This is a genomic window from Phenylobacterium sp. RIFCSPHIGHO2_01_FULL_69_31 (assembly GCF_001824475.1).
Classification (GTDB): domain Bacteria; phylum Pseudomonadota; class Alphaproteobacteria; order Caulobacterales; family Caulobacteraceae; genus Phenylobacterium.
Genome location: NZ_MHXN01000045.1, coordinates 115,445 through 141,340 on the forward strand (window position 1 = coordinate 115,445; position 25,896 = coordinate 141,340).

Sequence of the window (25,896 nt, forward strand, 5' to 3'; positions counted from 1 at the left end):
CCGGGGGACCCGTTGAGTCTCATCGACCGCTACCTGCTCCGCCTGGCCCTCTGGCCGATGGTGGGAGCGATGGGGGTGACCCTGGTCGCGCTCCTGCTGGAGCGGATCCTGCGCCTGCTCGACATGCTGTCGGCCTCCAGCGACCGCTTCGGCTTCGTGGCCCAGCTCGCGGTGAACCTGGTGCCGCACTACCTGGGTCTCACCCTGCCCGCCGCCTTCTTTCTGGCGCTGGTGGTGGTGGTCAACCGGATGAACCAGTCTTCCGAGGTGGACGCCCTGCTGGCCGCAGGGGTTTCGCTGACCCGGCTCGCGGCGCCCTATCTCTGCCTGGCGGCGGCGCTCACGGCGGTGAGCCTGCTGGTGTTCGGCTTCCTGCAGCCCTACAGCCGCTATGCCTATCGCGCGGTGCTTCACACGGCCCAGAACGCGGGCTGGAACGGGCTGGTGCCGGCCGAGACGATCCTGGCGCCGTCCAAGGACCTGACCATGACCACCGACGAGGCGGACGCGGCGGGTCAGCGGCTTTCGCGCATCTTCATCCGACGGATCACCGACAAGGGCCGCGAGGAGATAACCACCGCCAAGATGGCCGAGATCCGCCGCGCCGCGGATGGCAAGAACGTCCGGCTCGAGCTGCAGGACGGCCAGCAGCTCCGCTTCAACGAGCAGGGCCGGCCCGAGATTCTCAGCTTCAAGACCTTCACCATGCAGCTGCCGATGACCGGGCCCGCCCGCCTGCTCCGCGCCCGGGGCGGCGACGAGCGGGAGCTGACCCTGTTCGAACTGGCGGATCAGGCCCGCACGGGTAGTTCCACGCTGTCCAGCGCGGCTCTGAAGGGCGAGCTGTACGGGCGTTTGGCCCGCGCGTTCTCCCTGCCCTTGCTCCCGCTGCTTGCGGTGCCATTGGGACTGGCCGCCAAGCGCAGCGGCCGCGCGCCCGGCGCCATCGTCGGCGGTATCCTGCTCCTGGCCTTCCACCACCTCATCCAGCTTGGCGAGGGCCTGGCCGCGAAGGGTCGCGTCTCGGCCGAGCTGGCCGTCGGCGCGCCGTATCTGGCGTTCGCGGCCATCGCCCTCACCGTCTTCTTCACCAGTCGCAAGCGGCCCGGCGAGACGCCCATCGGCCAGGCGATGGAGCACCTCGGCGCCTTCATGGCGCGGATGCGGATGAAGAAGGCTACCGCGGGCGCGGCGCCGTGACCCTGGGCGGCTATCTTCTGAAGCTGGTGGGATCGCGCATCCTGATCGCGCTGCTGGTGCTGGTCGGCATCCTGCAGATCCTCGACCTGTTGGACGTCACGAACGACATCCTCGACCGCGACCTGGGCGCCGCCGGCGTGGGATACTACGCCATGCTGCGCCTGCCGCGGCTCATCGAGCAGGCCGCGCCGCTGGCGGTGCTGGCCGGGGCCCTGTTCGCCTTCGGCAAGCTGGCCGGAGACAGCGCGGTGACCGCCATGCGCTCCACGGGCATCTCCACCTACCGCATCACCTTGATGGCCGTCCCGGCGGCCCTGGTCCTGGCGCTGACCCAGCTCGCCATCGGCCTGCAGATCGCGCCCCGCACCGACAGCATGCTGTCCGACTGGTGGCAGGCCAGCACGCCCAAGGACAAGGCCGAGAGCGTGGATCCCGTGACCTTCCGCGTCGGCGACGAGATCGTGGTGGCCGTCCCGCGCGATCCCGACGGGCGCAGCCTGGAGCAGGTCACGATCTATCGCCGGGACGCCAATGGACGCCTCGTGCAGCGCACCAGCGCCCAGGCCGCCGTGTTCGAGAACGAGCGCTGGCGGCTGGTCGAGCCGCGATTCGAGAGCCTGGGAACCGCCAGCATCGCCGAGGGACAGGCGCGCTCCATGGACTGGACGGAGAACCTGCGACCCAGCGACGTGCGGATGCTGGCCGCGGGCGAGACCACGGTCACCGCCGCGGAGGCCCGGCGCGCCCTCACCGGCGGGCTCTCGGTGCGGCCGCGCACCTACTACGACACCCAGCTCCAGCGGGCCTGGGCCGCGCCCCTGGCATGCCTGGTGATGCTGTTGCTGGCCGCGCCCGCGTCGCTGGCGAACTTCCGCGGCGGCGGGGCGACCCTGATGGTCCAGTGCCTGGCCGCGGGCCTGCTCTACCTGGTGTTCGACGGCGCATTCACTGCGCTGGGCCAGAACGGCGCGGCGCCCCCGATCCTGGCGGCCTGGGCGGCGCCGGCGATGTTCGCCGCGCTCGGGGTGACCGTGCTGCTCTATCTGGAAGGATGATCGTGGCGGGGGGCGTCGATATCGTCCCGGTCGGCTCCAAGGCGGAGCTGGACCGGTTCATCCGCGTGCCCATGCGGCTGGGCGAACGCGATCCGAACTACATCGCCCCGTTGATCCTGGAACGCGGCGAGTCGCTGACCCCCAAGGGCAACCCCTTCTTCGAGCATGCGGACGTCCAGTTCTGGCTGGCGGTGAAGGACGGCCGGGACGTCGGCCGCATCAGCGCCCAGGTCGACCATCTGAACCCCCAGACCCGGCAGGGCGTCGGTCACTTCGGCATGATCGCGGCCGAGGACGATCCAGCGGTGTTCGAGGCGCTTTTCGCCGCGGCCGAGGCCTGGCTCAAGGCCAAGGGCTGCCGGGTCGCGATGGGGCCGGTGAACCTCTCCACCAACGAGGAGGTGGGGTTGCTGGTCGAAGGGCACGACACCCCGCCGATGTTCATGATGAGCCACGATGCGCCCCATACGCCCGGCCGCATCGAGGGCGCGGGCTACGCCAAGGCCAAGGACATCTTCGCTTACGTCTGCAGCGTGGCCGACGACCTGCCCGCCCCCATCCGGCGGCGGATCCGCAAGGGCCTGCCCGAGGGCGTGACGCTCCGGACGCTGAAGATGAAGCGCCTCGATGAGGAGGTTCGCACGCTGACGGCGATCCTCAACGACGCGTGGTCGGACAACTGGGGCTTCACACCGACCACCGAGGCCGAGACCAAGGCGCTGGCCACGACCTTGAAGCTGCTGATCGACGCCCGCCTGGCCTGGTTCGCCGAGATCGACGGCGAGCCGGCGGGCTTCATGATCCTCCTGCCCAACATCAACGAGGCGATCGCCGACCTGAAGGGCAAGCTGTTCCCGTTCGGCTGGGCCAAGCTCCTCTGGCGGCTGAAGGTGAAGGGCCCGAAGACGGGCCGGGTGCCGCTGATGGGCGTGCGGCGCAAGTTCGCAAACAGCCTGCGCGGCCAACTCCTGCCTTTCCACCTCATCGATGCGGTGGCCCAGGCCGCCCGCAAACAGGGCTACGAGCGCTACGAGCTGTCGTGGATCCTCGAGGACAACATGGCCATGCGCCGCATCTGCGACGCCGGCGGGGCCAGGGTCTACAAGACCTATCGGCTCTACGAGAAGGCGCTGGCGTGACGGCGTTCCAGGCGCTGGTGCTGGCGGGCTCGCGCGGCGGCGACGACCCGGTGGCGGCCTATGGCGGCGCCTCGCACAAGGCGCTGATCCGCCTGCAGGGCGAGACGCTGCTGGCGCGGGTGGTGGGCGCGGTGCGGGCGGCCGGCGCCACGCGCGTCGCGGTGATCTCCAGCCATCCCGAGGTCCGCGCCGAGATCGCACGCCTGGGCGCCGAGGCGCTGGACGAGGCGGCGGGCCCCAGCCTGAGCGTCCGGGCGGGCGCGTTGCGCCTGGGAACGCCGCTCCTGGTCACCACGGCCGACCACGCCCTGCTGGAACCGGCCTGGATTACGCGCTTCCTGGCCGACACGCCGCCCGACGCCGACGTCACGGTCCTGGTCGCCGCCCGCGCGACGGTCGAGGCGGCGGCGCCCGGCACGAAGCGCACCTGGCTCAAGCTCGCCGATGGCGACTGGTCAGGCTGCAACCTCTTCTACCTGGCCAACGACCGGGCCCTCGGCGTCATCGACCTCTGGCGACGCGTCGAAGCCGAGCGCAAACGGCCCTGGAAGATGGCCCAGATCCTCGGCCCTGGAATGCTTCTGCGCTATCTCAGCCGCCGGCTGGGGCTGCGGGATGCGGCGGCCCGCCTCGGCGCCCTGGCGGGCGTCCGCGCCGGCATCGTCGAGACGCCCTTCGGGCTGGCTTCGGTGGACGTCGACAAGCCGGCCGACCTCGACCTCGTCCGCGAGCTGACCAGTCGCTAGGCGGCGTTGGCCCGCCGTACGGTCTCCGTGGCCGCGCCGCGCTCGTCCTGGACGATGCAGCCGTACCAGCCCAGGCCTTCGTAGGTCTCGTAGCCCGGTGTGAGGGCATAGCCGACGGTCACGCCCTGGGCCGCATAGCTGCCCATGCTCTCCGCGCTCGCCGGAAGGCTGAACGTGTCGGCGAGTTCGCCCCGGCGGTCGGACGCAGCCAGCACCCGGCCGGTGCGGTCCAGCAACAGGACGCGCGAGCGCTGCCGCTCCTCGTCGGTGAGGCGCACCCCGTCGACGACCGCGTGGGCCTGCGGCTGCCAGTCGAAATGGATGCCGAGCACCCCGATGACTTCGCCGTTCACGGCGCCGTTGCGCCGGATCGCCGCGGCATAGGTAGCGACCGGGGCGTCGTTCAGCAGTGTGGCGCGCTCCACGTCGCAGGCCACGAAATCCTGTCCCGAGGCGGTCGCCTTGGCGTTCTTGAACCAGCCGGCGTTGGCCACGGAGCTGCCGGCGACCCGCGGATAGCGCTCGGGCCGGCCCGTCGCGATCACCCGCCCCTCCGCATCGCAGATCCACAGGTCGAGATAGACGGTGTAGGCGTCGAGAATGACCTTCAGGCGCGCGCTGGCGTGCCGGGCCGCGGCGTCGGTGCCCGCGCCGGCGCAGTCCACGACCGCGGAGTCGGTGGCCCACCAGCGGACGTCGCAGGTCCGCTCATAGAGGTTCCGGTCGATGATCTCGATGGCGTTCAGCGCCAGGTCGGCCAGACGCTGCCCGCGGAGATGGCCAAGGATCGCGCCGCCGACCGCGGACAGCTCGCGCAGGTCGCCCTGCACCTGGCTCTGCAGGTCCGCCGTCACCTCGTCGATGCGGGACGAGATCTGCTTGAACTCCTCCGCCACGACCGAGAAACCGCGGCCGGCCTCCCCGGCCCGCGCGGCCGTGATCAGGGCGTTGATGGCCAGCATCTTCGCCTCGCGGTTGATGCGGGCGATCTCGCCGATGCTGGTCGCGGCGGCCGTGGACAGCCGCTCGGACAGCTCGAGGATCCGCTCGGGAACCAGGGCTTCTTCGCTGTCGGACAACGGAACCTCTGCACGCCTGTCGCCCCGTGCGGGCGCGTTAACGGTAACGCTAGGCAGCCGATTCTTTAGAAGATGTTGTCAGGCGCCGAGCAAGTCGCCGCGCCCTGCTCCCCACGCGCCGGAACGCTCAATTCCTAGGCAATACAGCCGCGAGACTAGGCGCCGGCCGGCGCCGCCCATCCACTGGAAAGACGGGTCAGGTTCTCGACATCCTGAGGGAAATCCATCTCGCCCCACTCGAGGCCCTCGATGGACACCACCTTTACATCGACGCCCGCGCGAGCCAGTTCGTCGATGACCGAAAGATACCAGCGGCGCAGCCCTTCCGGCGTCTGCAGCACCTGCTCGACACCCGCCGCGAACTTCGCCGCTCCCGCCTTGGAGAAGCGCAGGAAGCCGATCGACTCGGCGTCATAAGCCTCGATCGTCTTGCCGATGGCCTTCAGCCGGCCGTGCTCGGTCAGCACCTTCATGTCGTCGGCGTCGTAGGCGGGCTTCCGATCGATGGTGACCGTGATCTCGGCGGGCGGGGCGGCGAGCAGGGCCTCCGCGACACCCGGCCCGAACAGGGTGTCGCCGTTGAGGATCAGCACCTCGCGGTCGAACTCCTGGCGCACGATCCAGCACGAGGCGGTGTTGTCCGACACCGTGTAGAAGGGATTGAAGGCCAGCCGCACCGGCATGGTGAGGTCCAGGGCCGCGACCTCGGCCTCGACGGCGTCGGCGCGGAAGCCCGTGACGATCACGGCCTCCTGCACTCCGGCCGCCTGCAGGCGCAGGAGCTGCCACGCCAGAAGCGTACGGCCGGACAGCTCGATCAGGCATTTCGGACGGGTCTCGGTCAGCGGCAGCAGCCGCTTGCCCTGCCCTGCAGCGAGGATGATGGCTCTGTTGGGCGAGGTCACGAAAGCGTCCGTGAGAAAGGGGGTCGCGGCGCGCGCCGCGAAGGTCGGCCCTTATGTAGGCACAGGGCCCAAAAGTGAAGAGACCCCGCAGGGCGAGCGGCCCGCGAGGTCTCTCTTTTCAGCATGGCTGCGGCGCGGGCAAAAAAGCGCGCCGCGTGCGTCCTACTTCAGGTGCGCGGCCAGATGCTTGTTCATCTCGAACATGCTGACCTTGTCCTTGCCGCCGAAGACGGGCTTCAGCTTGGCGTCGGCCAGGATCTCGCGCTTGTTGGCGGGATTCTGGAGGTTGTTCTTCTTGATGTAGTCCCAGATCTTCGAGACGGTCTCGCCGCGCGAAAGCTGGCCAGCGCCCACGACGGCCGCCAGTTCGGCGGAGGGCGTCAGGGGCTTCTGCAGTGCGTTCGTCTTCTTTTCCGTGGCCATGGGCTCCCCCGGCTAAAATGTTGGCGCGAGGTTCCGGCGGGGGTCGCCGGGACCGAGTCGCTTTAGGCATCCTAGCGCGGCGCGCGTCGGGCGCCACCGAAGATGCGTCACATCAGTCGTCTAGGGGTTGAGCGCGCGATGGGCGGGGTTCGTTCCAAGGACGGGCGCGGGCGCCGGCACGACGAGCGCGCGGCTGAAGAAATCCAGCAGGTCGGGCCAGCGGGGCTCCGTCTCGTACACCTCGGTGTCGAACAGCACGCCGGAAAGACTGAGCGCGGCCTCAAGAATCCCCGCCCGGCGCTGCACGGCGCCCACCTGATAGCCGATTCTCACCACGCCATTGATTCTTTGGGATATTTCGAGCGCGGTTCGGGCGCCGAAGCCACGAGCGCCGTAGGCCGCCGCCGCGGCGATCCGCTCGGCCCGATCCGCCGCGAGATGCAGCGCCATGTCCCCGCCCCCGCCGAATCCCAGGACCCCGACACGGCTGTCGTCCACGCGCCGCTCGTCGGCGAGGTAGTCCATGCAGGCCCAGGCGGCCTCCCGCCGATCGTCCGCCGCCAGGGTTGCGAGGTCGGGCGCCAGGACAAAATAATTGTGGGCGGATAGACGCCGCGCGGTCGATTCTGCCCTCTCATCCCGGTCCGGCGGGCCGGAAAGCAGCAGAATCGGGGGCTTGCGGCCCGGCGTGTCGGGCCAGGCCACGAAGGCGTCGAGCGCCCCTTCGTCCAGTTCGAGCTCAATGCGGGCTTCCGGCATGCCCGCCACCTTAATCCTACATTTTCAGTAGGAATAAGCCGATTGTCTGCGGCGGGCTTGAGATTCCCTCTAAGCGCCGTCCAGAGCCACCGTCACCTTGGCGGAGAGGCCGGGCCGCAGGCGCGCCACCTCCGGCTGGCCCGGATCGAAACGCAGCCGCACGGGCACCCGCTGGACGATCTTGGTGAAGTTGCCCACGCCCGGCTCGAACGGCAGCAGGGCGAACTCCGAGCCGGTCCCAGGGGCGAAGCTCTCCACGCGCGCCTTCAGGGTCACGCCCGGCAGCGCGTCGACCTTCACCGTGGCGGCCTGGCCGTTGAGCATCCGGGCCGTCTGGGTCTCCTTGAAGTTGGCCGTGATGTAGAGGCGGTCCAGGGGGTTGACCACCAGCAGGCGGGAGCCCGGCTGCACGTAGTCGCCCACGTTGGCCTGGCGATCGCCCACGACGCCGGAGACGGGCGCCTTCACGTCCACGTGCTGGCGGTCCTGGCGGGCGAGTTCCAGCGCGGCCAGCGCCTTCTGCCGCTGCGCCCGGGCCTGGGCCACGGCGGCGACCAGCTCGCCCCGCCGGCTGGCCGTGGCGGCCGCCTGGCTGCGGCTGACCGCCAGGCTGGCGCGGGTCCTGTCCGCGGCCGCGGCCGCGGCGACGGCCTGGGTCTGGATCCGGTCGGCGTCGCGGCGGGGGGCATAGCCGGTCTTCAGCAGGGCGTCGTAGCGCGCCCAGTCGGCCCGAGCGCGGTTGGCCTCGGCGTCGGCGGCGCGGATTCCCGTCTCGGCCTCGCGGACCTCGGCGACGGCCATGGCCTCCTCCGAGCCCAACCGCACGAGGGCGGCCTCGGCCGAGGCCACCGCGGCGTCGGCCAGGGCCACATCGCCCTCGGCCGCGGCGACGCGGGCGGCGTATTCCTCCGGGTCCAGCCGCACCAGCACCTGGCCGGCCTTCACCGGCTGGTTGTCGCCCACCAGCACCTGCGCCACATGTCCGCGCACCCGCGGCGCCACGATGGTCACGTCGGTCTTCACATAGGCGTTGTCGGTGGTGGCCGACGCCTTGGCCGCGTGGATGTAGGCATAGCCGCCCGCCCCCACAGCCAGCGCCGCGCCGAGGATCAGCACCCCGCGTGGCGGCAGCCGCCGCCGGGGCTTCACGGGCGAGCCCGTGGTGACGGTCTCCATCTTCATCGGTCGAACACCAGCAGCGTGGAGGTGGCCGTGGCGTAGAGGCGGCCCTCGGCGTCGGTCAGCCGGCCCTCGGCGAAGGCGGCGCGGCGCCCCGCCTGGACCACGCGGCCCTCGGCGCGGACCGGTCCCGTGTGCTTGGTCATGGCCCGGTGATAGGCGACCTTGAGCTCCAGGGTCGTGTACCCCTGCCCCGCCTTCAGCACCGAATGGACGGCGCAGCCCACGGCCGAGTCCAGCAAGGTCGCCGCATAGCCGCCGTGCACCGTGCCGATGGGGTTGTAGACGCTCTCGTCCGGCGTGCCGCCGAACACCACCCGGCCCTCTTCGATCTCGATGACGGTGAAGCCCATGGTCCTGCCGATCCCCGGCGCCCGTTCGGGCCGGTCGGGATCGAAGGCCGCACGCAGTTGTTCGAGGCCCGAGAGCTGGGCTGTGGGCGTGACGGCGTTCATTGGACGATCCCCATGCGATGCTTGATGCGATCCCGCGCCTCGGCGAGCAGACGGCCGGCCTCGGCCTCGTCGGAGATGGCGCGGGAGAGCGCGACGGTCCCCGACATCTCGGCCACCAGGGACGCGGCGAGGCTGTCGCGGTCGGGCGTCGTCTCGGGCAGCCAGCCGGCGATCCGCTCGATCATCCGCCGCACGCCGCGCTCGTAGGCCTCCCGAACGGGCGCGCCCTGGCGCGGCAGGTCGCTGGAAAGGCCCGCCACCGGGCAGCCCCGCTCGGGATGGGCGCGATGTTCCAGCGTCACATAGAAGTCCACGAAGGCGGCCAGGGCCTGGGCCGGCGCCATGCCGGCGGTCGCCCGGCCGAACCGGCGCCCGCTCTGGCCGAACGCCTCGTCGATGGCGGCGACGATCAGCGCCTCCTTATTCGGGAAGTGGGCGTAGAAGCCGCCGTGCGTCAGGCCGGCCTCGGCCATGATCTCGGCGACGCCCACCCCGTCCGGTCCCTTGGCGCGCACGGCCTTGGCGGCGGCCTTCAAGACCTTGTCCCGCGTCTCCTGCTTGTGCGTGTCGCTGTAGCGCATGGCCTTGCCCGCATTTATATGATGCCCATAATATTAAGCGTCGGCCGCCGGAGCGCAAGGACCATGACTGTCGCATCGGCTGCCGCAGGCGCCCCGCCCGCCGGCCCCGCCACCCTCAGCGAAGGCCGCAAGCTCCTGATCTTCGCGATCATGGCGTTCGGCCAGTTCATGGCCCTGCTCGACATCCAGATCGTGGCGGCGTCGCTGAATTCGATCCAGGCGGGCCTCAACGCCGGCCCCGACGAGATCGCCTGGGTGCAGACCGCCTATCTGATGGCCGAGATCGTGATGATCCCCCTGGCCGCCTTCCTGTCCCAGGCGCTCTCGACCCGCTGGCTGTTCACCCTCTCGGCGGGTCTCTTCACCATCTCCAGCCTGCTGTGCGGCCTGGCGTGGGACATCAACTCGATGATCGTCTTCCGCGCCATCCAGGGCTTCACGGGCGGGGCCATGGTGCCGCTGGTCTTCGCCACCGGCTTTGCGATGTTCGAGGGGCCCAAGCGCGCCGCGGTGCCGGCCATCCTGGGGATGGTCTCGACCCTCGCCCCGACCCTCGGGCCCAGCGTCGGCGGGCTGGTCACCGAGTACTGGGACTGGCGCTGGCTGTTCTTCATGAACATCGTGCCCGGCGTCGCCGTGACGATCCTGTTCCCCCTGCTGGGCAAGGTCGACGGCGCCAATCCCCAGATGCTCCGGCGCATCGACTGGCTGCACGTGGCCTCGCTGGCGGTCTTCCTGGGAGGCCTCCAGTACGTGCTGGAAGAAGGTCCCCGGCATGAGTGGTTCACCGACGAGAAGGTGCTGACCGCGGCCTGGTTCTCGTTCGTGGGCGCGGTGGTGTTCTTCGAGCGCACGTTCTTCTCGACCATGCCGGTGGTGAAGCTGACGCCCTTCCGGCGGCCGACCTTCGCCATGGCCTGCGTCCTGAACGTGGTGATCGGCTTCGGCCTCTACGCCTCCACCTATCTGACGCCGGTATACTTGGGGCGGGTGCGCGAGTTCTCCAGCCTGCAGATTGGCACGACCGTGTTCGTCACCGGCGTGGCCATGACGATCACCGCGCCCATCGCCGCGCGCCTCTCGACCCGCGTGGACGGGCGCTACGTCATCGCCGTCGGCTTTGCGATGTTCGCCTCCTCGCTGTGGATGTTCAGCGACATCACGCCCGAGTGGGGCTTCTGGGACCTGTTCTGGCCTCAGGTGATGCGGGGCCTGGCCATGCTGCTCTGCATCGTGCCGGCGGTCGGTATGGCGCTGAACGGCGTGCCGCCCGACCAGCTGCGCTATGCGTCGGGCCTGTTCAACCTGATGCGGAACTTGGGCGGCGCCATCGGGATCGCCGTGGTCAACACCTGGCTGATCGACTTCAGCCGCGAACACGCCGCACGCCTCTCCGACGCCATGGGCCGGCAGCCCGACCGGGCGCAGGAAATGCTGCGGGGCCTCTCCCAGATGGCCCAGCAGTGGACGCCGGACGCGAGCCGGGCCCTGCAGACCGCCGAGGCCGTGATGGGCCGCGTGGTGGGACGCGAGGCGGCGACCCTCGCCTTCGCCGACACCTTCATGCTCATGGCCCTGCTGTTCGCCGCGGCCTTGCTCATCGTCCCCTTCGCCAAGCCCGCGCCACTCCAGGGGCCTCCCCCGACCGAGCATTGAAGATCGGCAGACCCTGACGCAAGGTCGCGGGAGATCTGGATTCTCCCAACGGGCCCGACCACATGGATATCGTTCTCGACACCATCGACCGCCGCATCCTGCGCGAACTGCAGAAGGATGCGACCATCCCCATCGCGGAATTGGCCCAGGTGGTCGGCCTCTCGCAGACGCCTTGCTGGAAGCGGATCAAGCGGCTGACCGACGCCGGGATCATCACCAGCCGGGTGGCCCTGCTGGACCGCAGCAAGCTGGACCTGGGGCTGGCCGTCTTCGTCTCGGTGCGGACCAACCGGCACGATCAGGAGTGGCTGGACGCCTTCGCCGGCGCCGCGGCCAGCATGCCCGAGGTGGTGGAATTCTACCGGCTGTCCGGCGACACCGACTATCTGCTGAAGGTCCTGGTCCGCGACATCGCCGCCTACGACGCCTTCTACAAGCGCCTGATCGCGGCCGTGCCCCTGTCGGACGTCAGCTCCGCCTTCGCGATGGAGCAGATCAAGTCCACCACCGCGCTGCCCGTTTGACATAACCCCACGGCAGGCGGCCAACTTGCCCCCAACGAACAAGAAGCTTGTTGGGAGGCGTACCGGCCATGTCGTGGACCATTGCTGACATCTGGGAAGCGATCGCCGCCGCCCAGCCGGAGATCCCGGCCCTGGTCCAGGGCGGTCGGTCGATCGGCTGGGGCGCGTTCGACGCCCGGGCGGACGCCCTGGCCGCCCACTTCATCGCCAGCGGCATGGAGCGCCAGGCCAAGGTGGCGGCCTACCTCTACAACGGCCCGGAATACCTCGAGACCTATTTCGCCGCCTTCAAGGGCGGCTACGCGCCGGTCAACACCAACTACCGCTATGGCCCCGAGGAGATCGTCTATCTCTTCGACAACGCCGACGCCGAGGCCGTGGTCTTCCACGCCGGCTTCACCGACCTCTTGGAACAGATCCGCCACCGCCTCCCGAAGGTGAAGGCCTGGATCGCGGTGGCCGAGCCGGGCCATCCCGCGCCGGCCTGGGCCGCCGACTACGACGCCGTGGTCGGCAAGGTTCCCGCCAGCCGCCCGGTCAGGGCGCCCTGGGGCCGTTCGGGCAATGACCTGCTGCTGCTCTACACCGGCGGCACCACCGGCATGCCCAAGGGCGTGATGTGGCGCCAGGACGACCTGTTCCAGGTGCTGGGCGCCGGCGGCAACGCGGCGCTGGGCATTCCGCCGGTCACCTCGGTCGAGGAGCTGGTCGCGCGCATTGCGGGTCCAGAGCACCTGCGCCCCACTATGATCGTGGCTGCGCCCCTGATGCACGGCACCGGGCAGTTCTCCGCCTTCATCGCCCTCAACGGCGGCGGCACGGTCTGCGCCCTCCCCTCCCGGAAGTTCGACGCCGTCGAGCTTTGGAACGAGACCGAGCGGCTCAAGGCCACCAACATCGTCCTCGTGGGCTTGGCCTTCTCCACCCCGATGCTGGAGGCGCTGGAGGCCAATCCGGACCGCTGGGACCTGACCAGCGTGCGCTCGATGAGCTCGTCGGGGTCCATGTGGAGCCAGGAGAACAAGCGCGGCCTCCTCAGCCACATCCCCGGGGCCATGATCGCCGACAGCTTCGGCTCGTCCGAGGCCGTGGGACTGGGCGCCTCGGCGTCGGCGGCGGGCGCGGAAGCCCAGACCGCCGCCTTCATGCTCGGCCCCAACACCGCGGTGTTCTCCGAGGACGGGCGGCGCATCCAGCCCGGCTCGAACGAGCGGGGCCTGGTGGCGGTCAGCGGCTTCCTGCCCGTCGGCTACTACAAGGACCCGGAGAAGAGCGCCAAGACCTTCAAGGTCATGGAAGGCGTCCGCTGGAGCGTGCCCGGCGACTGGGCGGAGGTGAACGCCGACGGCTCGCTGAAGCTGCTGGGCCGCGGCTCGGTCTGCATCAACACCGGCGGCGAGAAGGTCTTCCCCGAAGAGGTTGAGGAGGCGCTGAAGCGCCATGCCGGCGTGCGCGACGCGGTGGTGGTCGGCGTACCCGACGCGCGCTTCGGCGAGCGGATCTGCGCGGTCGTCGAGCCGGAGGCCGGCGCCACCCTCACCCTGGCGACGCTCTCCGACCACGTGCGGGGCCAGCTCGCCGGCTACAAGGCCCCGCGCGAGCTCGTCGTGGTGGACACCATCGGCCGCGCCCCCAACGGCAAGGTCGACTACAAGGCCATCAAGGACCGCGCCCTGAGGGCCCTCGGCGCGCCCGCCTAGAGCGCGATCCGCGGAAGGGGCCGCGGGCGGCGGCCCTCCCACCCCAACATCCGTCATCCCGGGTGGAGCGCTCGCTAGAGCGCGCAGACCCGGGACCCAGCCGCACCGCCGCCGACGCATGCCTAGGGGGGCGCGGCAGCCACGACGGCCGTCCTTCAGGCTCCTCGAACCGAGAGTCGGAACGATCGCGCCATTAAGGATTCTCGGCGTCGATCAGCTGCAGCTTCTAGTCGCGCCGCCAACGCTTGATCTGCTTCTCGCGTCGGATCGCCTCTGCCATCACGAGCATCTTGGCGCAGCTTTTTAGGTCGCGTCGGCTGGGTCCCGGGTCTCCGCGCTGCGCGCTACGCCCGGGATGACGGCCAGGAGGAGGGTCACCGCCCTAGCGCTTCGGCCGCGGCTCCCTCGACAGCCGCGTGATCAGCAGCGCGGCGCGCTTGGCCTGGAGGTCCAGGCTCTTCAGGTCGGCGGTCTCGCCGGGGGCGTGACTGCCCTCGCCGGCCAGGCCCAGGCCCACGAGCCCGTCGATGAAGGCCACGAACGAGATGTCGCCGGCGCCGCGGTTGGCCGGGTCGCCGGCCGGCATCTCGGGAACGCCGAGCGCCGCGTTGACCGCGTTCAGCTTCGCCAGCAGCGCCTTGTTGCCCTCGGTGGGAGCCATCGGCGGGTAGCCGTCGTCCGAGAACTCGATCTCGGCCTTCGCGTGTTCGAGATGGCGCCCGACGATGGCCTGCATCTTCGCGCGCACCCTGGCCTCCTGCTCGGTCGAGAGGGTGCGGATGTCGCCGCGCGCGACGGCTTCGGCGGCGATGATGTTCGGCTTGCCGCTGGCTTCGCCGCCCGTGTCGCCGGCGTTCAGGGCCGCCTGGGCGCCGCCCAGGATCACGCCCACGTTGTAGGTCAGGTTCGGCTCGGGCAGCTCGCGCCGGAACTCGTCGACGATCCGCGCCAGCTCATAGATCGCGCCGCATCCCGCGTTCGGCTTGCAGACCCCCGACGAGTGGCCGGACTTCGCCGTCGCGCGGATGGTCCACGAGGTCGACGAGCGGCGGGCGATGGAGCCCACGTCCCGGCCGTCGACGCGCGACAGGCCCTCGAAATCCAGGGCCACGTCGCTCGCGCGGCCTGCCGCGATGAGGTCGGCGCGCGCCTCGGCCAGCGGAGCGCCGGGCTTCTCCTCGTCGCCCGTCAGCACGACGGTGATGTCGGCGTCCTTGAGCGTGCCGGCCGCATGCATGGCGCGCAGCGCGGCCACCATGACCACGTCGCCGCCCTTCATGTCGCCGACGCCCGGCCCCTCGACGATATCCCCGTCGCGCTTCCAGCCCTGGAACGGACTGTCCGGCTCGAACACGGTGTCGAGGTGGCCGATTAGCAGGATCCGCTTACCCCTGCCGTTCCCCTTGTGGGTGGCGATCAGGTGGCCGGCGCGACCGACCTTCGCCATCGGAACCCACCGCACCTCGAACCCGAGTTGTTCGAACTCGGGACGCAGCATGCGGCCCACCTGCTCGACGCCCGCAAGGTTCATGGTGCCGGAGTTCACCCGCACCAGGTCCTCGAGCAGCTTCAGGCTGCGCGCCCGCTCGGCCTCGATGGTCGCGACCATCTTTCGCTCGACCGGGTCCTTGGGCGCCCCGAAAGCCGGAGACGCCAAGGCGACCGCGGCCAGGGCGGCGAGGACGACGGACGCACGCAAGAGCTTCAGCTCGGCTGGCTGCGAAGGCTGCGGACGAACTCCACCAGCGCCGAGCGGGACACGCCGCGCGGCAGGCCGGCATAAGCCTTGAGCAATTCCAATGCGCCGGGTTCGGCCAGCAGGGCCGCGACCTCGTCGACCGCACCGCTGTGGACCGATGCTTCTCCGAACATCTCGGCCACGGGCACGCCCAGGGTCTTGGCGATGCGCGTCAACATGGACGCGCTGACGCGGTTGGCGCCGCGTTCGTACTTTTGAATCTGCTGGAACGTGACGCCGGCGGCTTCGGCCAGCGCCTGCTGGGACAAGCCCCGCACCTTGCGCAACAGCCGGATTCGAGCGCCGACGGCAACGTCAACTGGATCGGCGGCCGTCTCGGTTCTGTTGGCCATGTTTTTCCCGGATCTCCTAGAAGTCGTGAGCCTTACCTGCCCCGCCCAGCCGCGTCATCGGCCGGAGGAACAAGGTCTTCTTGCGGCAAGGAACTATCCGAAATGCAGTAACACGCCTCGGCAATCGCAATGCCCACGGCCCGCCGCAGGGGGCCAAACGCCGGCACATCGCGTTCAAGCTGGATCAGTTCTTCTTCGTAGGGACCAAGCAGTTCAACAAGGTTCTGGGCAAGACGCCTGCCGTGCTCCGAGTCTTGAATCATGCGGTCCTCTTTTGCCGGAACCTCGACCATCGATTGGGGGAATGCAAGCAACCGCAGCGCGCGAACCCCCCAATAGCGATCATGCGTCGCAGGCTGGAGCGGAACCCCAGGTGAAATAGGGGGTTAGTGGCGTCCAATGGGAAATCCACGACGAGACGAAGGCCCTCGCGGGCCGTGCGAGGTGATCGACTTCGACGGGGCCCTTCTCGACGCATGCTCCGCCGACGTGCGCGCCGACCTCCTGCTTGAGGCCAAGCTGCTGGCCGGCGTATTCGCCCCCGCCGGCGATCCGGGCTCCCTGGCGAAGATGGCCGCCCAGTTGTCAGCCGGCGAACGCGACGCCGAGATGGACCGGGCCCACGCCCGGCGGCTGGCCGCCGCCCTGAAGCACCTCGCCAAGTCGGCCTGACGTCTACTCCGCCGCCGCCGTCGCCCGCTTGCGCGGCCGACGTTCCGGCCGGTCGAGCAGCTTGCGCAGCGTCGTCGCGAGCACCGCCGCCTCGTAAGGCTTGTCGAGCAGCGGGAACTCGCGTCCGTCGATGGCCCGATCCTCCCCCACGAAGCCGGAGGTCAGCAGCACCCGCAAACTCGGACGCAGCTCGCGCGCCGTCCGCGCCAGGCTGAGGCCGCTCACGCCGCCCGGCATCACCACGTCGGTGAAGAGCAGGTCGATTTCGGGGTCCGCATGCAGCACCTGCAACGCCTCGCTGGCGTTGGTGGCGGTGGTCACCCGGTAGCCGAGGCCCGTGAGCACGTCGAGCGTCAGCGCCAGGACGGTCGCGTCGTCCTCGACCAGCAGGATCTTCTCGGTTCCCCCGATGACTTTGGCGGCCGGTGCGTCGCGCCGCGGCGCCTCCGCCCGCCCCTCGCTCGCGGGCAAGAGCAGGTGGAACGCTGTCCCCTCCCCCGGCGCGCTTTCCAGCCGCACCTGCCCATCGGACTGGCTGACGAACCCATAGACCTGGCTCAGGCCAAGGCCCGAGCCCTTGCCCACGTCCTTGGTCGTGAAGAACGGCTCGAAGACCCGCGCGCGAACGTCTTCGGTCATGCCCACGCCGTCGTCGCGCACCTCGATGGCGACGTAGCCAAGCTTGTGCGGGCCGCTCTCCCGGCGCGTGGCGATCAGCAATCGGCCGCCCTCGGGCATGGCGTCGCGGGCGTTCACCGCCAGGTTGAGCAGCGCCGTCTCCAACTGGGTGGCGTCGACGTGGGTGTTGAGACCGTCTTCGCCCAGCTCCAGGTCGATGGTGACGGCTTCGCCCACCGCCTGGCGCATGAGGGGCGCGAAGTCGCGGATCAGGCGGTTCACGTCCAGGGTGATCGGGGTGAGGTGCTGGCGCCGGGAGAAGGCGAGAAGCTGGCCGGTGAGGTCGCGGCCCCGCTCGGCCGCCTGGCGGACGGCCTCGATCCGCCGCATGCGGCGCTCTTCCTCTTCCTTGCGGGTGGCCAGCATGTCGATGTTGCCCAGCACCACCGTCAGCAGGTTGTTGAAGTCGTGGGCCACGCCCCCGGTCAGCTGTCCCACCGCCTCCATCTTGCGGGCTTGGGCGAGTTGCTCCTCCAGGCTGCGTCGGTCGGTGGCGTCCAGGAACACGCCGAAGATCTCGCGGGCCTCCCCGTCGGTGCTGGGCGCCATGACACCCTGGTCCTGCAGGACCCGATACTGTCCGTCGGCGCAGAGCCAGCGGAACTCGACGGCGTAGTGACCGGTGCGGGCGGCGCCCGAGATCCGCTCGGCGACGTGGGCCACGTCGTCCGGATGAATGCGGCTGGTCGCGAACTCGGGCTCTGTTGTGAAGCGCTCTGCGGGAAAGCCGGTGATCGCATGGACGCTGTCCGACACGAACAGCGGCGCGAACGGCGGCTCGATGCTGCGCGAGTGGAAGACGATGGGCAGCGACCGCAGGATCGCCTGCTGCGTCGCCTCGGTGCGGCGCAGGGCCCGCTCGGTGCGGTCCTTGTCGGCCTTCACCCGCGCGTGCTCGTCCAGCAGCCACTGCTGGTAGGCCGACTGCCGCTCCACTTCCTTGGTCTTGAGGTAGAGGTCGACGAAGACCTGCACCTTCGCCTTCAGGATGAAGGGGTCGATCGGCTTGAAGACCACGTCGACGGCGCCGGCCGAGTAGGCCTGGAAGATGTGCGCCTCGTCGCGGAAGATGGCGGTGAGGAAGACGATGGGCGTGTGCTGGTTGCGCTTGCGCGAACGCAGCAGGGCCGCCGTCTCGTAGCCGTCCATCCCGGGCATGTGCAGGTCGAGGAGGATCAGGGCGAACTCCTCAGCCAGGACCCGCTTCAACGCCTCCTCGCCCGACCGCGCGACGACCAGCTCGTGCCCGAGCTCCTTCAGCGCCTCGACGGCGGCGAACGCGTTGCGCTCGTCGTCGTCGACGATGAGGATCCGCGCCGCGAGGGGGGCGTCCAGGTCGGGCGGCGCGGCATCCGCCCGCCAGACCCGGGGCGCCGGTCTGGCCTGCACAGGGACTGTCACGTCAACTCGCTTGCGGCATCATCGGCGCCACGGTGTCGCTGGCGAGCCGCATCGCGTCCGCCCGCTGGATCGAGACCCGCAGGACCGAGACCAGGTGGTCGATGTCGACGGGCTTGGAGACATAGTCCGAGGCTCCGGCCTGAATGCACTTCTGACGGTCGCCCTTCATCGCCTTGGCGGTCACCGCGACGATCGGGATGTCCGCCGATTCCGAGCGCGAGCGGATCTCGCGGATGGTCTCGTACCCGTCCATATCGGGCATCATGATGTCCACCAGGACCACATCCATGTCCGACTTGGCGTCCAGGATGTCGAGGCCGGCGCGTCCGCTCTCGGCGTAGCTCAATTCGATGCCGTACTCCTCGAGCGCCGAGGCGAGCGAGAAGATGTTGCGGATGTCGTCGTCGATCACCAGCACCTTGCGGCCGGTGAGCACCGCATCCTCGTGGCGGCTCTGGCTGAGCTTGGCCCTGGCCGGCGCCGACAGCGTGTCGACCGGCGTGTGGAGGAGCAGCGCCGCCTGGTCGATCAGCTGGTCCGGCGTCCGGGCCATGCGCACCAGTCCGCCGAACACCGCCAGGCGCAGGCGGCGATCCTCGTCGGGCTCCATCGCGAGCGGCGCGTAGACCACCACCGGCGTGCAGCGTCCCTCGGCCTGCTTGAGCTGCTCGATGAGTTGCGTCGTGGGAACGCTGCCACCCTCCACGATCACCGCGTCGGGAAGCTCGGCGGCCGGCCGGGCGACGACCGCGCTGAAGTCGTCGGCCAGTTCGAGATCGGTGAAGCACTGCCGCAGCATGTCGGCCGCCTCGCCCTCGCGGCCGATCAGCACGATGCGGCGGTCGGACTTGTCGGCGAACGTCTTCACGCCCTGCAGGGTGGAGACGACCACCTCCCGCTCCACCGGCTTGTGGGTGAAGCCGAAGGCGCCCATCGACAGCCCCAGGCCCTTCTGGTCGTCCGCCGAGATCACGTGGACCGGGATGTGCCGCGTCTCAGGCGTGCGCTTCAGCAGGTCGAGCAGGGCCAGGCCGTCCATGTCGGGCAGGCCGATGTCCAGCATGATGGCGTCGGGCCCGAACCGCCGCGCCAGCGACGCCGCCGCCCCGCCCTCGCCCGTGACCACGCCCTTGAAGCCGGAATCGTGGACCAGGTTCAGCAGGATCGAGGCGAAGCGCGGATCGTCCTCGACGATCAGCACCACCGAGTCCTCGGACGTGATCAGGTCGCGGTCGTCGGCCACGCCCTCCGCCGGCTCGTCCGAGAACGACGACGGCATCAGCATCGGCCGCGGCAGTTGCGCAGCGCCCGAGCGGGCCGCCGGCGCCTGGGCCGGGCTGAAGTTGAGCGGCAGGTAGAGGGTGAAGGTCGACCCCTTGCCCGGCGTGGACGTGACCCGCAGCTCCCCGCCCAGCAGGCGGGTGATCTCGCGGCTGATCGACAGGCCCAGGCCGGTGCCGCCGTACTTGCGGCTGGTGGTGCCGTCGGCCTGCTGGAAGGCCTCGAAGATGATCCGCTGCTTCTCCTCGGGAATGCCGATGCCCGAATCCTCCACCGAGAAGGCCAGGACCTGGCCGGCGGTGTTCAGGTGGTCGTTCGTGGCGTTCCAGCCGGAGTGGGCCCGCGCCACCTTCAGCTTCACATAGCCCTTCTCGGTGAACTTGAAGGCGTTCGACAGCAGGTTCTTGATGATCTGCTGCAGGCGCTTGTCGTCGGTGTACATCGATCGCGGCAGGGCCGGGTCGAGGTCGATCACGAAGTCCAGCTTCTTGTCGGCCGCCACCTGGCTGAACGTGCGGTCCGTCTGGTCGCGCAGGCTGGCGAACGACATCTCGCTGATGTCCAGCGTCGTGGTGCCGCTCTCGATCTTCGACAGGTCCAGGATGTCGTTGATCAGCCCCAGCAGGTCCGCGCCGGCGGCGTGGATGTTGTGGGCGAATTCCACCTGCTTGTCCGACAGGTTGCCCTGGGTGTTGTCGGCCAGCAGCTTCGACAGGATCAGCAGCGAGTTCAGCGGCGTGCGCAGCTCATGGCTCATGTTGGCCAGGAACTCGGACTTGTACTTCGACGTCAGCGCCAGCTGTTCGGCCTTGTCCTCCAGCGCGATCTTGGCCTGCTCCACCTCGCGGTTCTTGGCCTCCACCTGCTGGTTCTGCACCGACAGCAGGTGCGCCTTCTCCTGCAGCTCGGCGTTGGTCTGCTGCAGCTCCTCTTGCTTGGTCCGGAGCAGTTCCTCCGACTGGCGGAGCGAGGCGGCCTGCTGTTCCAGCCGGTCGTTGGTCTTCTTCAGCTCCTCCTGCTGGGCCTGCAGTTCGGAGGTCAGCAGCTGCGACTGCTTGAGCAGCCCCTCGGTCCGCATGTTGGCGGCGATGGTGTTCAGCACGATGCCGATGGACTCCATCAGCTGGTCCAGGAACTGCTGCTGGGTCTCGTTGAACTCGCCGAAGGTGGCCAGCTCGATCACCGCCTTCACCTCGCCTTCGAACAGCGCCGGCAGGACGATGATGTTGGCCGGAGCCGCCTCGCCCAGGCCCGACGAGATCTGCACATAATCCTTGGGCACGTTGCTCAGGAGGATGCGCGACTTCTCGTAGGCGCACTGGCCGATCAGGCCCTCGCGTAGCTTGAACGAGTTCGCCAGGTGCTTGCGGTTGTTGAAGGCGTAGGAGGCCGCGAGGTTGAGGACCGGATTGCTGTCCTCGTCCCGGTCGGACACGTAGAACACCGCGTGCTGGGCGTTGATCAGCGGCGCAAGCTCGCTGAGCACCAGGTTCGACACCGTCGACAGGTCGCGCTCGCCCTGCAGCATCCGGGTGAACCGGGCCAGGTTGGTCTTCAGCCAGTCCTGCTCGGTGTTCTTCAACGTCTGATCGCGGAGGTTCCGGATCATCTCGTTGATGTTGTTCTTCAGCTCCTCCACCTCGCCCGAGGCTTCGACGGTGATCGAGCGGGTCAGGTCGCCCTTGGTCACGGCCGTCGACACCTCGGCGATGGCGCGCACCTGGGTGGTCAGATTGGCGGCCAGTTCGTTCACGTTGTCGGTCAGGTCGCGCCACAGGCCGGCGGCGCCGGGCACCCGGGCCTGGCCGCCCAGCTTGCCCTCGATCCCCACCTCGCGGGCCACGTTGGTCACCTGGTCGGCGAAGGTGGCCAGGGTCTCGATCATCCCGTTGATGGTGTCGGCCAGGGCCGCGATCTCGCCCTTGGCGTCCAGGGTCAGCTTTCGCTTCAGGTCGCCGGTGGCCACCGCGGTCACCACGTCGGCGATGTTCCGGACCTGGCCGGTCAGGTTGCCGGCCATCATGTTCACGTTGTCGGTCAGGTCCTTCCAGGTCCCGGCCACGCCCGGCACCTGCGCCTGGCCGCCCAGCTTGCCCTCGGTGCCCACCTCGCGCGCCACGCGGGTCACTTCCGAGGCGAAGGCGTTCAGCTGGTCCACCATGATGTTGATGGTGTTCTTCAGCTCCAGAATTTCGCCCCGCACGTCCACGGTGATCTTCTTGGAGAGGTCGCCGCGGGCCACGGCGGTGGTCACGTCGGCGATGTTCCGCACCTGGCCGGTCAGGTTGCCGGCCATCAGGTTCACGTTGTCGGTCAGCTCCTTCCAGGTGCCGGCCACGCCCTTCACCTGCGCCTGACCGCCCAGTTTGCCCTCGGTGCCCACTTCACGGGCCACGCGGGTCACTTCCGAGGCGAAGGAGTTCAGCTGGTCCACCATCGTGTTGATGGTGTTCTTCAGCTCCAGGATCTCCCCGCGCACGTCCACGGTGATCTTCTTGGAGAGGTCGCCGTTGGCCACGGCGGTGGTCACCTCGGCGATGTTCCGGACCTGACCGGTCAGGTTGTTCGCCATGAAGTTCACGTTGTCGGTCAGGTCCTTCCAGGTCCCGGCCACGCCCTTCACCTGCGCCTGGCCGCCCAGCTTGCCTTCCGTACCCACCTCGCGCGCCACGCGCGTCACTTCCGAGGCGAAGCCGTTCAGCTGGTCCACCATGGTGTTGATGGTGTTCTTCAGCTCCAGGATCTCGCCCTTAACGTCGGCGGTGATCTTCTTGGACAGGTCGCCGTTGGCCACGGCGGTGGTGACTTCGGCGATGTTCCGCACCTGACCGGTCAGGTTGTTCGCCATCAGGTTCACGTTGTCGGTCAGGTCCTTCCAGGTGCCGGCAACGCCCTTCACCTGGGCCTGGCCGCCCAACTTGCCTTCCGTACCCACTTCGCGCGCCACGCGCGTCACTTCCGACGAGAACGAGTTCAGCTGGTCCACCATGGTGTTGATGGTGTTCTTCAGCTCCAGGATCTCCCCGCGCACGTCCACGGTGATCTTCTTGGACAGGTCGCCATTGGCCACGGCGGTGGTCACCTCGGCGATGTTCCGCACCTGGCCCGTCAGGTTGGCGGCCATCAGGTTCACGTTGTCGGTCAGGTCCTTCCAGGCGCCGCCGACGCCCTTCACCTGGGCCTGGCCGCCCAGCTTGCCCTCCGTACCCACCTCGCGCGCCACGCGCGTCACTTCCGAGGCGAAGGCGTTCAGCTGGTCGACGAGGGTGTTGATGGTGATCTTGAGTTCCGAGATCTCGCCCTTCACGTCCACGGTGATCTTCTTGGAGAGGTCCCCGTTGGCGATGGCGGTGGTGACCTCGGCGATGTTCCGCACCTGGCCCGTCAGGTTGGCCGCCATGAAGTTCACGTTGTCGGTCAGGTCCTTCCAGGCGCCGGTCACGCCCTCCACTCGGGCCTGGCCGCCCAGCTTGCCCTCGGTGCCCACTTCACGCGCCACGCGCGTCACTTCCGACGAGAAGGCGTTCAGCTGGTCCACCATGGTGTTGATGGTGTTCTTCAACTCCAGGATCTCCCCGCGCACCTCCACGGTGATCTTCTTGGAGAGGTCGCCCCGGGCCACGGCGGTGGTCACGTCGGCGATGTTCCGCACCTGGCCGGTCAGGTTGCCGGCCATCAGGTTCACGTTGTCGGTCAGTTCCTTCCAGGTGCCGGCCACGCCCTTCACCTGCGCCTGACCGCCCAGCTTGCCTTCCGTACCCACCTCGCGCGCCACGCGCGTCACTTCCGAGGCGAACGAGTTCAGCTGGTCCACCATGGTGTTGATGGTGTTCTTCAGCTCCAGGATCTCGCCCTTCACGTCCACGGTGATCTTGCGGCTCAGGTCGCCGTTGGCCACGGCGGTGGTCACCTCGGCGATGTTCCGCACCTGGCCGGTCAGGTTGGCGGCCATGAAGTTCACGTTGTCGGTCAGGTCCTTCCAGGCGCCGGTCACACCCTTCACCTGCGCCTGGCCGCCCAGCTTGCCCTCGGTGCCCACCTCGCGCGCCACGCGCGTCACTTCGGCGGCGAACGAGCCCAGCTGGCCCACCATGGTGTTCACGACCTTGCCGATCCGCAGGAACTCGCCGCGCAGCGGTCGCTCCTCGTTCTCCATGTCCATGGTCTGCGACAGGTCGCCCTTGGCCACGGCGCCGATCACGCGGGCCATTTCGGCGGTGGGATGGATCATGTCGGTGATCAGCGTGTTCACCGCGTCCACCGAGGCGGCCCAGGAGCCCTGCGCTGCCGGCAGCTTGGCGCGATGGCTGATCTTGCCCTGGCGGCCCACCGTGTCGCCCAGCCGCTCGAACTCGCGGGTCATCCGGTCGTTCTGCTCGACCACGTCGTTGAAGGCTTCCGCGATCTCGCCGGCCATCCCCGTGGCGCGCGGAAGGCGCACCGAGAAATCGCCGCGGCTGAACGCGCGCAGCGCGGCCAGAAGCTGGGCTGTATCGACCTCGGCCTGGGGACGCGGAGCGCGGCGGGCTTTGGCGGTCTTGGCAGCGGCAGCAGGCATGAATTCCCCCGACAGGACGTTCTATAAAAAGGGGAAATGCCGGCAGCCCTGACGCCTCGGCACACCCCCACCCTCACGGGAAACGTGGCCCTACAGCCACGGTTCCAGCTCGGCCGGAAATAAAGGTTTCGCTCATCCTTGATGAACCGGCGGTTTAGTTTTCTCAACTGGACAGGGTATCGCAGCCGCCAAGGAACCGTGCGGCTGCGCCGTCGTTCCCTCGACCGATGTCACAGGCCTATGACGCGTCCGCCTTCGAACCGCCGCCGGACGCCGAAGCGTTCTACGCGGAGAGCCTTCGCCTGCTGACGGCGTCCGGCATCCCCTTCCTGCTCTCGGGAACCTATGCGGTCTGCGCCTATACCGGGATCGTCCGGCCGACCAAGGACCTGGACGTCTTCTGCAAGGCGGGGGATTTCCCCAAGATCCTCGCCCACTTCCAGGAGCGAGGTTACCGCACCGACGTGGAGGACGAGCGCTGGATCGCCAAGGTCTGGCAGGGCGAGCGCTTCTTCGACGTCATCTTCGCCATGTCGAACGGCGCCGCGCCCGTTACCGACGCCTGGTTCGAGGACAACTCCACCATCGAGGTCTACGGCGTCGAGGCCAAGATCACCGCGCCGACCGAGCTGGTGATCTCCAAGATGTTCATCCAGGACCGCTACCGGTACGACGGCGCCGACGTGGCTCACGTGCTCTACCGCCAGGCGGACCGCATCGATTGGAAGCGGCTGCTGGGCTACATGGAGCCCTATTGGGAGGTGCTGCTGATCCACCTCCTCAACTTCCGCTTCGTCTATCCGACGGAGCGCGACCTGATCCCCCGCTGGGTGATGACCGAACTCACCGATCGGCTGGCGGCCCAGGTCACCCTGCCCCCTGCGCGGGTGAAGGTGTGCCGGGGGCGGATGTTCAGCCCGCGCGACTACCTGATCGACATCACCGAGTGGGGCTTCGCCGACGTGGTGGGCAAGGGGCTGGAGGAGCGCCATGAGCCTATCGCCTGACACCGCCGCGAACGATGGCGCCGCCCGTCCGTTGCGCCTCGCCGCCATCGGCGACCTGCACGTGGGCGAGAACGCCGAGCGCCCCTATCGCGAGTTGTTCGCCCGCATCAGCCAGGAAGCCGACGTGTTGGCGCTTTGCGGCGACCTGACGAACTTCGGCAAAACGCGCGAGGCGGAGATCCTCGCCGAGGACCTGCGCGTCTGCACGATTCCCGTGGTGGGCGTCCTCGGCAACCACGACTACGAGTGCGGCCAGCCCTCGGAGGTGTCCCGCATCCTGCACGAGGCCGGGATGAAGGTGCTGGACGGCGAGGCCCTGGAGATCGAGGGCGTCGGCTTCGCGGGCTGCAAGGGTTTCATCGGCGGGTTCGGCCGCCACATGCTGAGCGCCTTCGGCGAGCCCGAGATCAAGGCCTTCGTCCAGGCCTCCGTCGACGAGAACCTGAAGCTCGAGAGCTCCCTGCGCATGCTGCGGAACGAGCGGATCGTGGTGGTGACCCACTACTCGCCAGTGCAGGAGACGCTGGAAGGCGAGCCCCCAGAGATCTTCGCCTTCTTGGGCTCGGCGCGGATGGGCGAGACCATCGACCGGTTCGAGGGCGTGACCTGCGCCATCCACGGCCACGCGCACCGCGGCGCCCACGAGGGCCGGACCGCCAGGGGCGTGCCCGTCTACAACGTCGCCCGCCCGATCCTGAACCGGGACCTGGGAATCGACTACGCCCTCATCGAGGTCTGAGCCCGCGGGCCAAAAAAAAGGCCGCACCCGGAGGCGCGGCCAAGTCATTAGGGAGGAAACGCCCAAAA

22 protein-coding genes are annotated in these 25,896 nt (G+C 69.0%); 10 read left to right on the forward strand and 12 right to left on the reverse strand.

All coding sequences use genetic code 11. From position 1 onward, the window contains the following. The first annotated feature begins 12 nt into the window (after positions 1–12). The 4 genes from A2790_RS22760 to A2790_RS22775 are packed head-to-tail and all read left to right on the forward strand — an operon-like array spanning position 13 to position 4,140. Positions 13–1,200 (forward strand): LptF/LptG family permease, encoded by a 1,188-nt coding sequence (locus A2790_RS22760; RefSeq protein ID WP_293396870.1) that lies wholly within the window; start codon positions 13–15, stop codon positions 1,198–1,200. Next, positions 1,197–2,255, forward strand: a complete 1,059-nt coding sequence (locus A2790_RS22765) for an LptF/LptG family permease (RefSeq protein ID WP_293396873.1) — start codon at positions 1,197–1,199, stop codon at positions 2,253–2,255. Before A2790_RS22760 ends, A2790_RS22765 begins: the two co-directional genes overlap by 4 nt. Next, positions 2,252–3,394: a dATP pyrophosphohydrolase gene (locus tag A2790_RS22770; RefSeq protein WP_293396876.1), complete on the forward strand. Its 1,143-nt coding sequence runs from the start codon at positions 2,252–2,254 to the stop codon at positions 3,392–3,394. Before A2790_RS22765 ends, A2790_RS22770 begins: the two co-directional genes overlap by 4 nt. Beyond that, positions 3,391–4,140 (forward strand): nucleotidyltransferase family protein, encoded by a 750-nt coding sequence (locus tag A2790_RS22775; protein ID WP_293396879.1) that lies wholly within the window; start codon positions 3,391–3,393, stop codon positions 4,138–4,140. Before A2790_RS22770 ends, A2790_RS22775 begins: the two co-directional genes overlap by 4 nt. On the opposite strand, the gene A2790_RS22780 is transcribed toward A2790_RS22775, so the two are convergent. The 7 genes from A2790_RS22780 to A2790_RS22810 all read right to left on the reverse strand — a co-directional run bounded on the left by A2790_RS22780 (position 4,137) and on the right by A2790_RS22810 (position 9,521). Then, entirely contained in the window at positions 4,137–5,219 is a 1,083-nt protein-coding gene (locus tag A2790_RS22780) for a methyl-accepting chemotaxis protein (protein WP_293396882.1), read from the reverse strand. The genes A2790_RS22775 and A2790_RS22780 overlap by 4 nt on opposite strands. Positions 5,220–5,374: 155 nt before the next feature. Then, positions 5,375–6,124, reverse strand: a complete 750-nt coding sequence (locus tag A2790_RS22785; protein WP_293396885.1) for a sugar phosphate nucleotidyltransferase — start codon at positions 6,122–6,124, stop codon at positions 5,375–5,377. A gap of 162 nt (positions 6,125–6,286) precedes the next feature. Continuing rightward, positions 6,287–6,547 (reverse strand): SWIB/MDM2 domain-containing protein, encoded by a 261-nt coding sequence (locus tag A2790_RS22790; protein ID WP_068874940.1) that lies wholly within the window; start codon positions 6,545–6,547, stop codon positions 6,287–6,289. 120 nt (positions 6,548–6,667) lie between these two features. Next, positions 6,668–7,306 (reverse strand): dienelactone hydrolase family protein, encoded by a 639-nt coding sequence (locus A2790_RS22795; RefSeq protein WP_293396890.1) that lies wholly within the window; start codon positions 7,304–7,306, stop codon positions 6,668–6,670. A 69-nt stretch (positions 7,307–7,375) separates the two neighbouring features. Beyond that, positions 7,376–8,488, reverse strand: coding sequence for an HlyD family secretion protein (locus A2790_RS22800; RefSeq protein WP_293396893.1), 1,113 nt, complete (start codon positions 8,486–8,488; stop codon positions 7,376–7,378). Continuing rightward, complete coding sequence (locus A2790_RS22805; protein WP_293396896.1) at positions 8,485–8,940, reverse strand: PaaI family thioesterase; 456 nt, start codon at positions 8,938–8,940, stop codon at positions 8,485–8,487. Before A2790_RS22805 ends, A2790_RS22800 begins: the two co-directional genes overlap by 4 nt. Then, positions 8,937–9,521 (reverse strand): TetR/AcrR family transcriptional regulator, encoded by a 585-nt coding sequence (locus A2790_RS22810; RefSeq protein ID WP_293396899.1) that lies wholly within the window; start codon positions 9,519–9,521, stop codon positions 8,937–8,939. The genes A2790_RS22805 and A2790_RS22810 overlap by 4 nt, the downstream gene beginning before the upstream one ends. 63 nt (positions 9,522–9,584) lie before the next feature. Between A2790_RS22810 and A2790_RS22815 the strand changes: the two genes are divergently transcribed. The 3 genes from A2790_RS22815 (at position 9,585) to A2790_RS22825 (ending at position 13,401) form a co-directional block, all read left to right on the forward strand. Beyond that, on the forward strand, positions 9,585–11,177 hold the full coding sequence (locus A2790_RS22815) for a DHA2 family efflux MFS transporter permease subunit (RefSeq protein ID WP_293396902.1): 1,593 nt from the start codon (positions 9,585–9,587) through the stop codon (positions 11,175–11,177). Positions 11,178–11,239: 62 nt separating this feature from the next. Further along, positions 11,240–11,701: an Lrp/AsnC family transcriptional regulator gene (locus A2790_RS22820; protein WP_293396905.1), complete on the forward strand. Its 462-nt coding sequence runs from the start codon at positions 11,240–11,242 to the stop codon at positions 11,699–11,701. Between the two features lie 68 nt (positions 11,702–11,769). After that, the gene (locus A2790_RS22825) at positions 11,770–13,401 is read left to right on the forward strand and encodes an AMP-binding protein (protein ID WP_293396908.1); all 1,632 of its coding nucleotides are present in this window, start codon (positions 11,770–11,772) and stop codon (positions 13,399–13,401) included. A 382-nt stretch (positions 13,402–13,783) separates the two neighbouring features. Here the strand turns inward: A2790_RS22825 and A2790_RS22830 are convergent, their stop codons facing one another. The 3 genes from A2790_RS22830 to A2790_RS22840 are packed head-to-tail and all read right to left on the reverse strand — an operon-like array spanning position 13,784 to position 15,755. Next, positions 13,784–15,100 (reverse strand): M20/M25/M40 family metallo-hydrolase, encoded by a 1,317-nt coding sequence (locus A2790_RS22830; RefSeq protein WP_293396911.1) that lies wholly within the window; start codon positions 15,098–15,100, stop codon positions 13,784–13,786. A 5-nt stretch (positions 15,101–15,105) separates the two neighbouring features. Continuing rightward, positions 15,106–15,492, reverse strand: a complete 387-nt coding sequence (locus A2790_RS22835; protein WP_068874931.1) for a helix-turn-helix transcriptional regulator — start codon at positions 15,490–15,492, stop codon at positions 15,106–15,108. Positions 15,493–15,524: 32 nt separating this feature from the next. Then, a complete protein-coding gene (locus tag A2790_RS22840) occupies positions 15,525–15,755 on the reverse strand; it encodes a hypothetical protein (protein ID WP_068874930.1) in 231 nt (76 codons plus the stop codon). 181 nt (positions 15,756–15,936) lie between these two features. Here A2790_RS22840 and A2790_RS22845 point away from each other — a divergent pair, with 181 nt between their 5' ends. Next, positions 15,937–16,164: a hypothetical protein gene (locus A2790_RS22845; RefSeq protein ID WP_293396914.1), complete on the forward strand. Its 228-nt coding sequence runs from the start codon at positions 15,937–15,939 to the stop codon at positions 16,162–16,164. A 3-nt stretch (positions 16,165–16,167) separates the two neighbouring features. Here the strand turns inward: A2790_RS22845 and A2790_RS22850 are convergent, their stop codons facing one another. Both A2790_RS22850 and A2790_RS22855 read right to left on the reverse strand, forming a co-directional pair. Continuing rightward, a complete protein-coding gene (locus tag A2790_RS22850) occupies positions 16,168–18,243 on the reverse strand; it encodes a response regulator (protein WP_293396917.1) in 2,076 nt (691 codons plus the stop codon). Position 18,244: 1 nt separating this feature from the next. Next, positions 18,245–24,082 (reverse strand): HAMP domain-containing protein, encoded by a 5,838-nt coding sequence (locus A2790_RS22855; protein WP_293396920.1) that lies wholly within the window; start codon positions 24,080–24,082, stop codon positions 18,245–18,247. A gap of 227 nt (positions 24,083–24,309) precedes the next feature. Here A2790_RS22855 and A2790_RS22860 point away from each other — a divergent pair, with 227 nt between their 5' ends. Next, a complete protein-coding gene (locus A2790_RS22860) occupies positions 24,310–25,089 on the forward strand; it encodes a hypothetical protein (protein WP_293396923.1) in 780 nt (259 codons plus the stop codon). Beyond that, on the forward strand, positions 25,073–25,828 hold the full coding sequence (locus A2790_RS22865; protein WP_293396926.1) for a metallophosphoesterase: 756 nt from the start codon (positions 25,073–25,075) through the stop codon (positions 25,826–25,828). The genes A2790_RS22860 and A2790_RS22865 overlap by 17 nt, the downstream gene beginning before the upstream one ends. Positions 25,829–25,896: the final 68 nt, after the last annotated feature.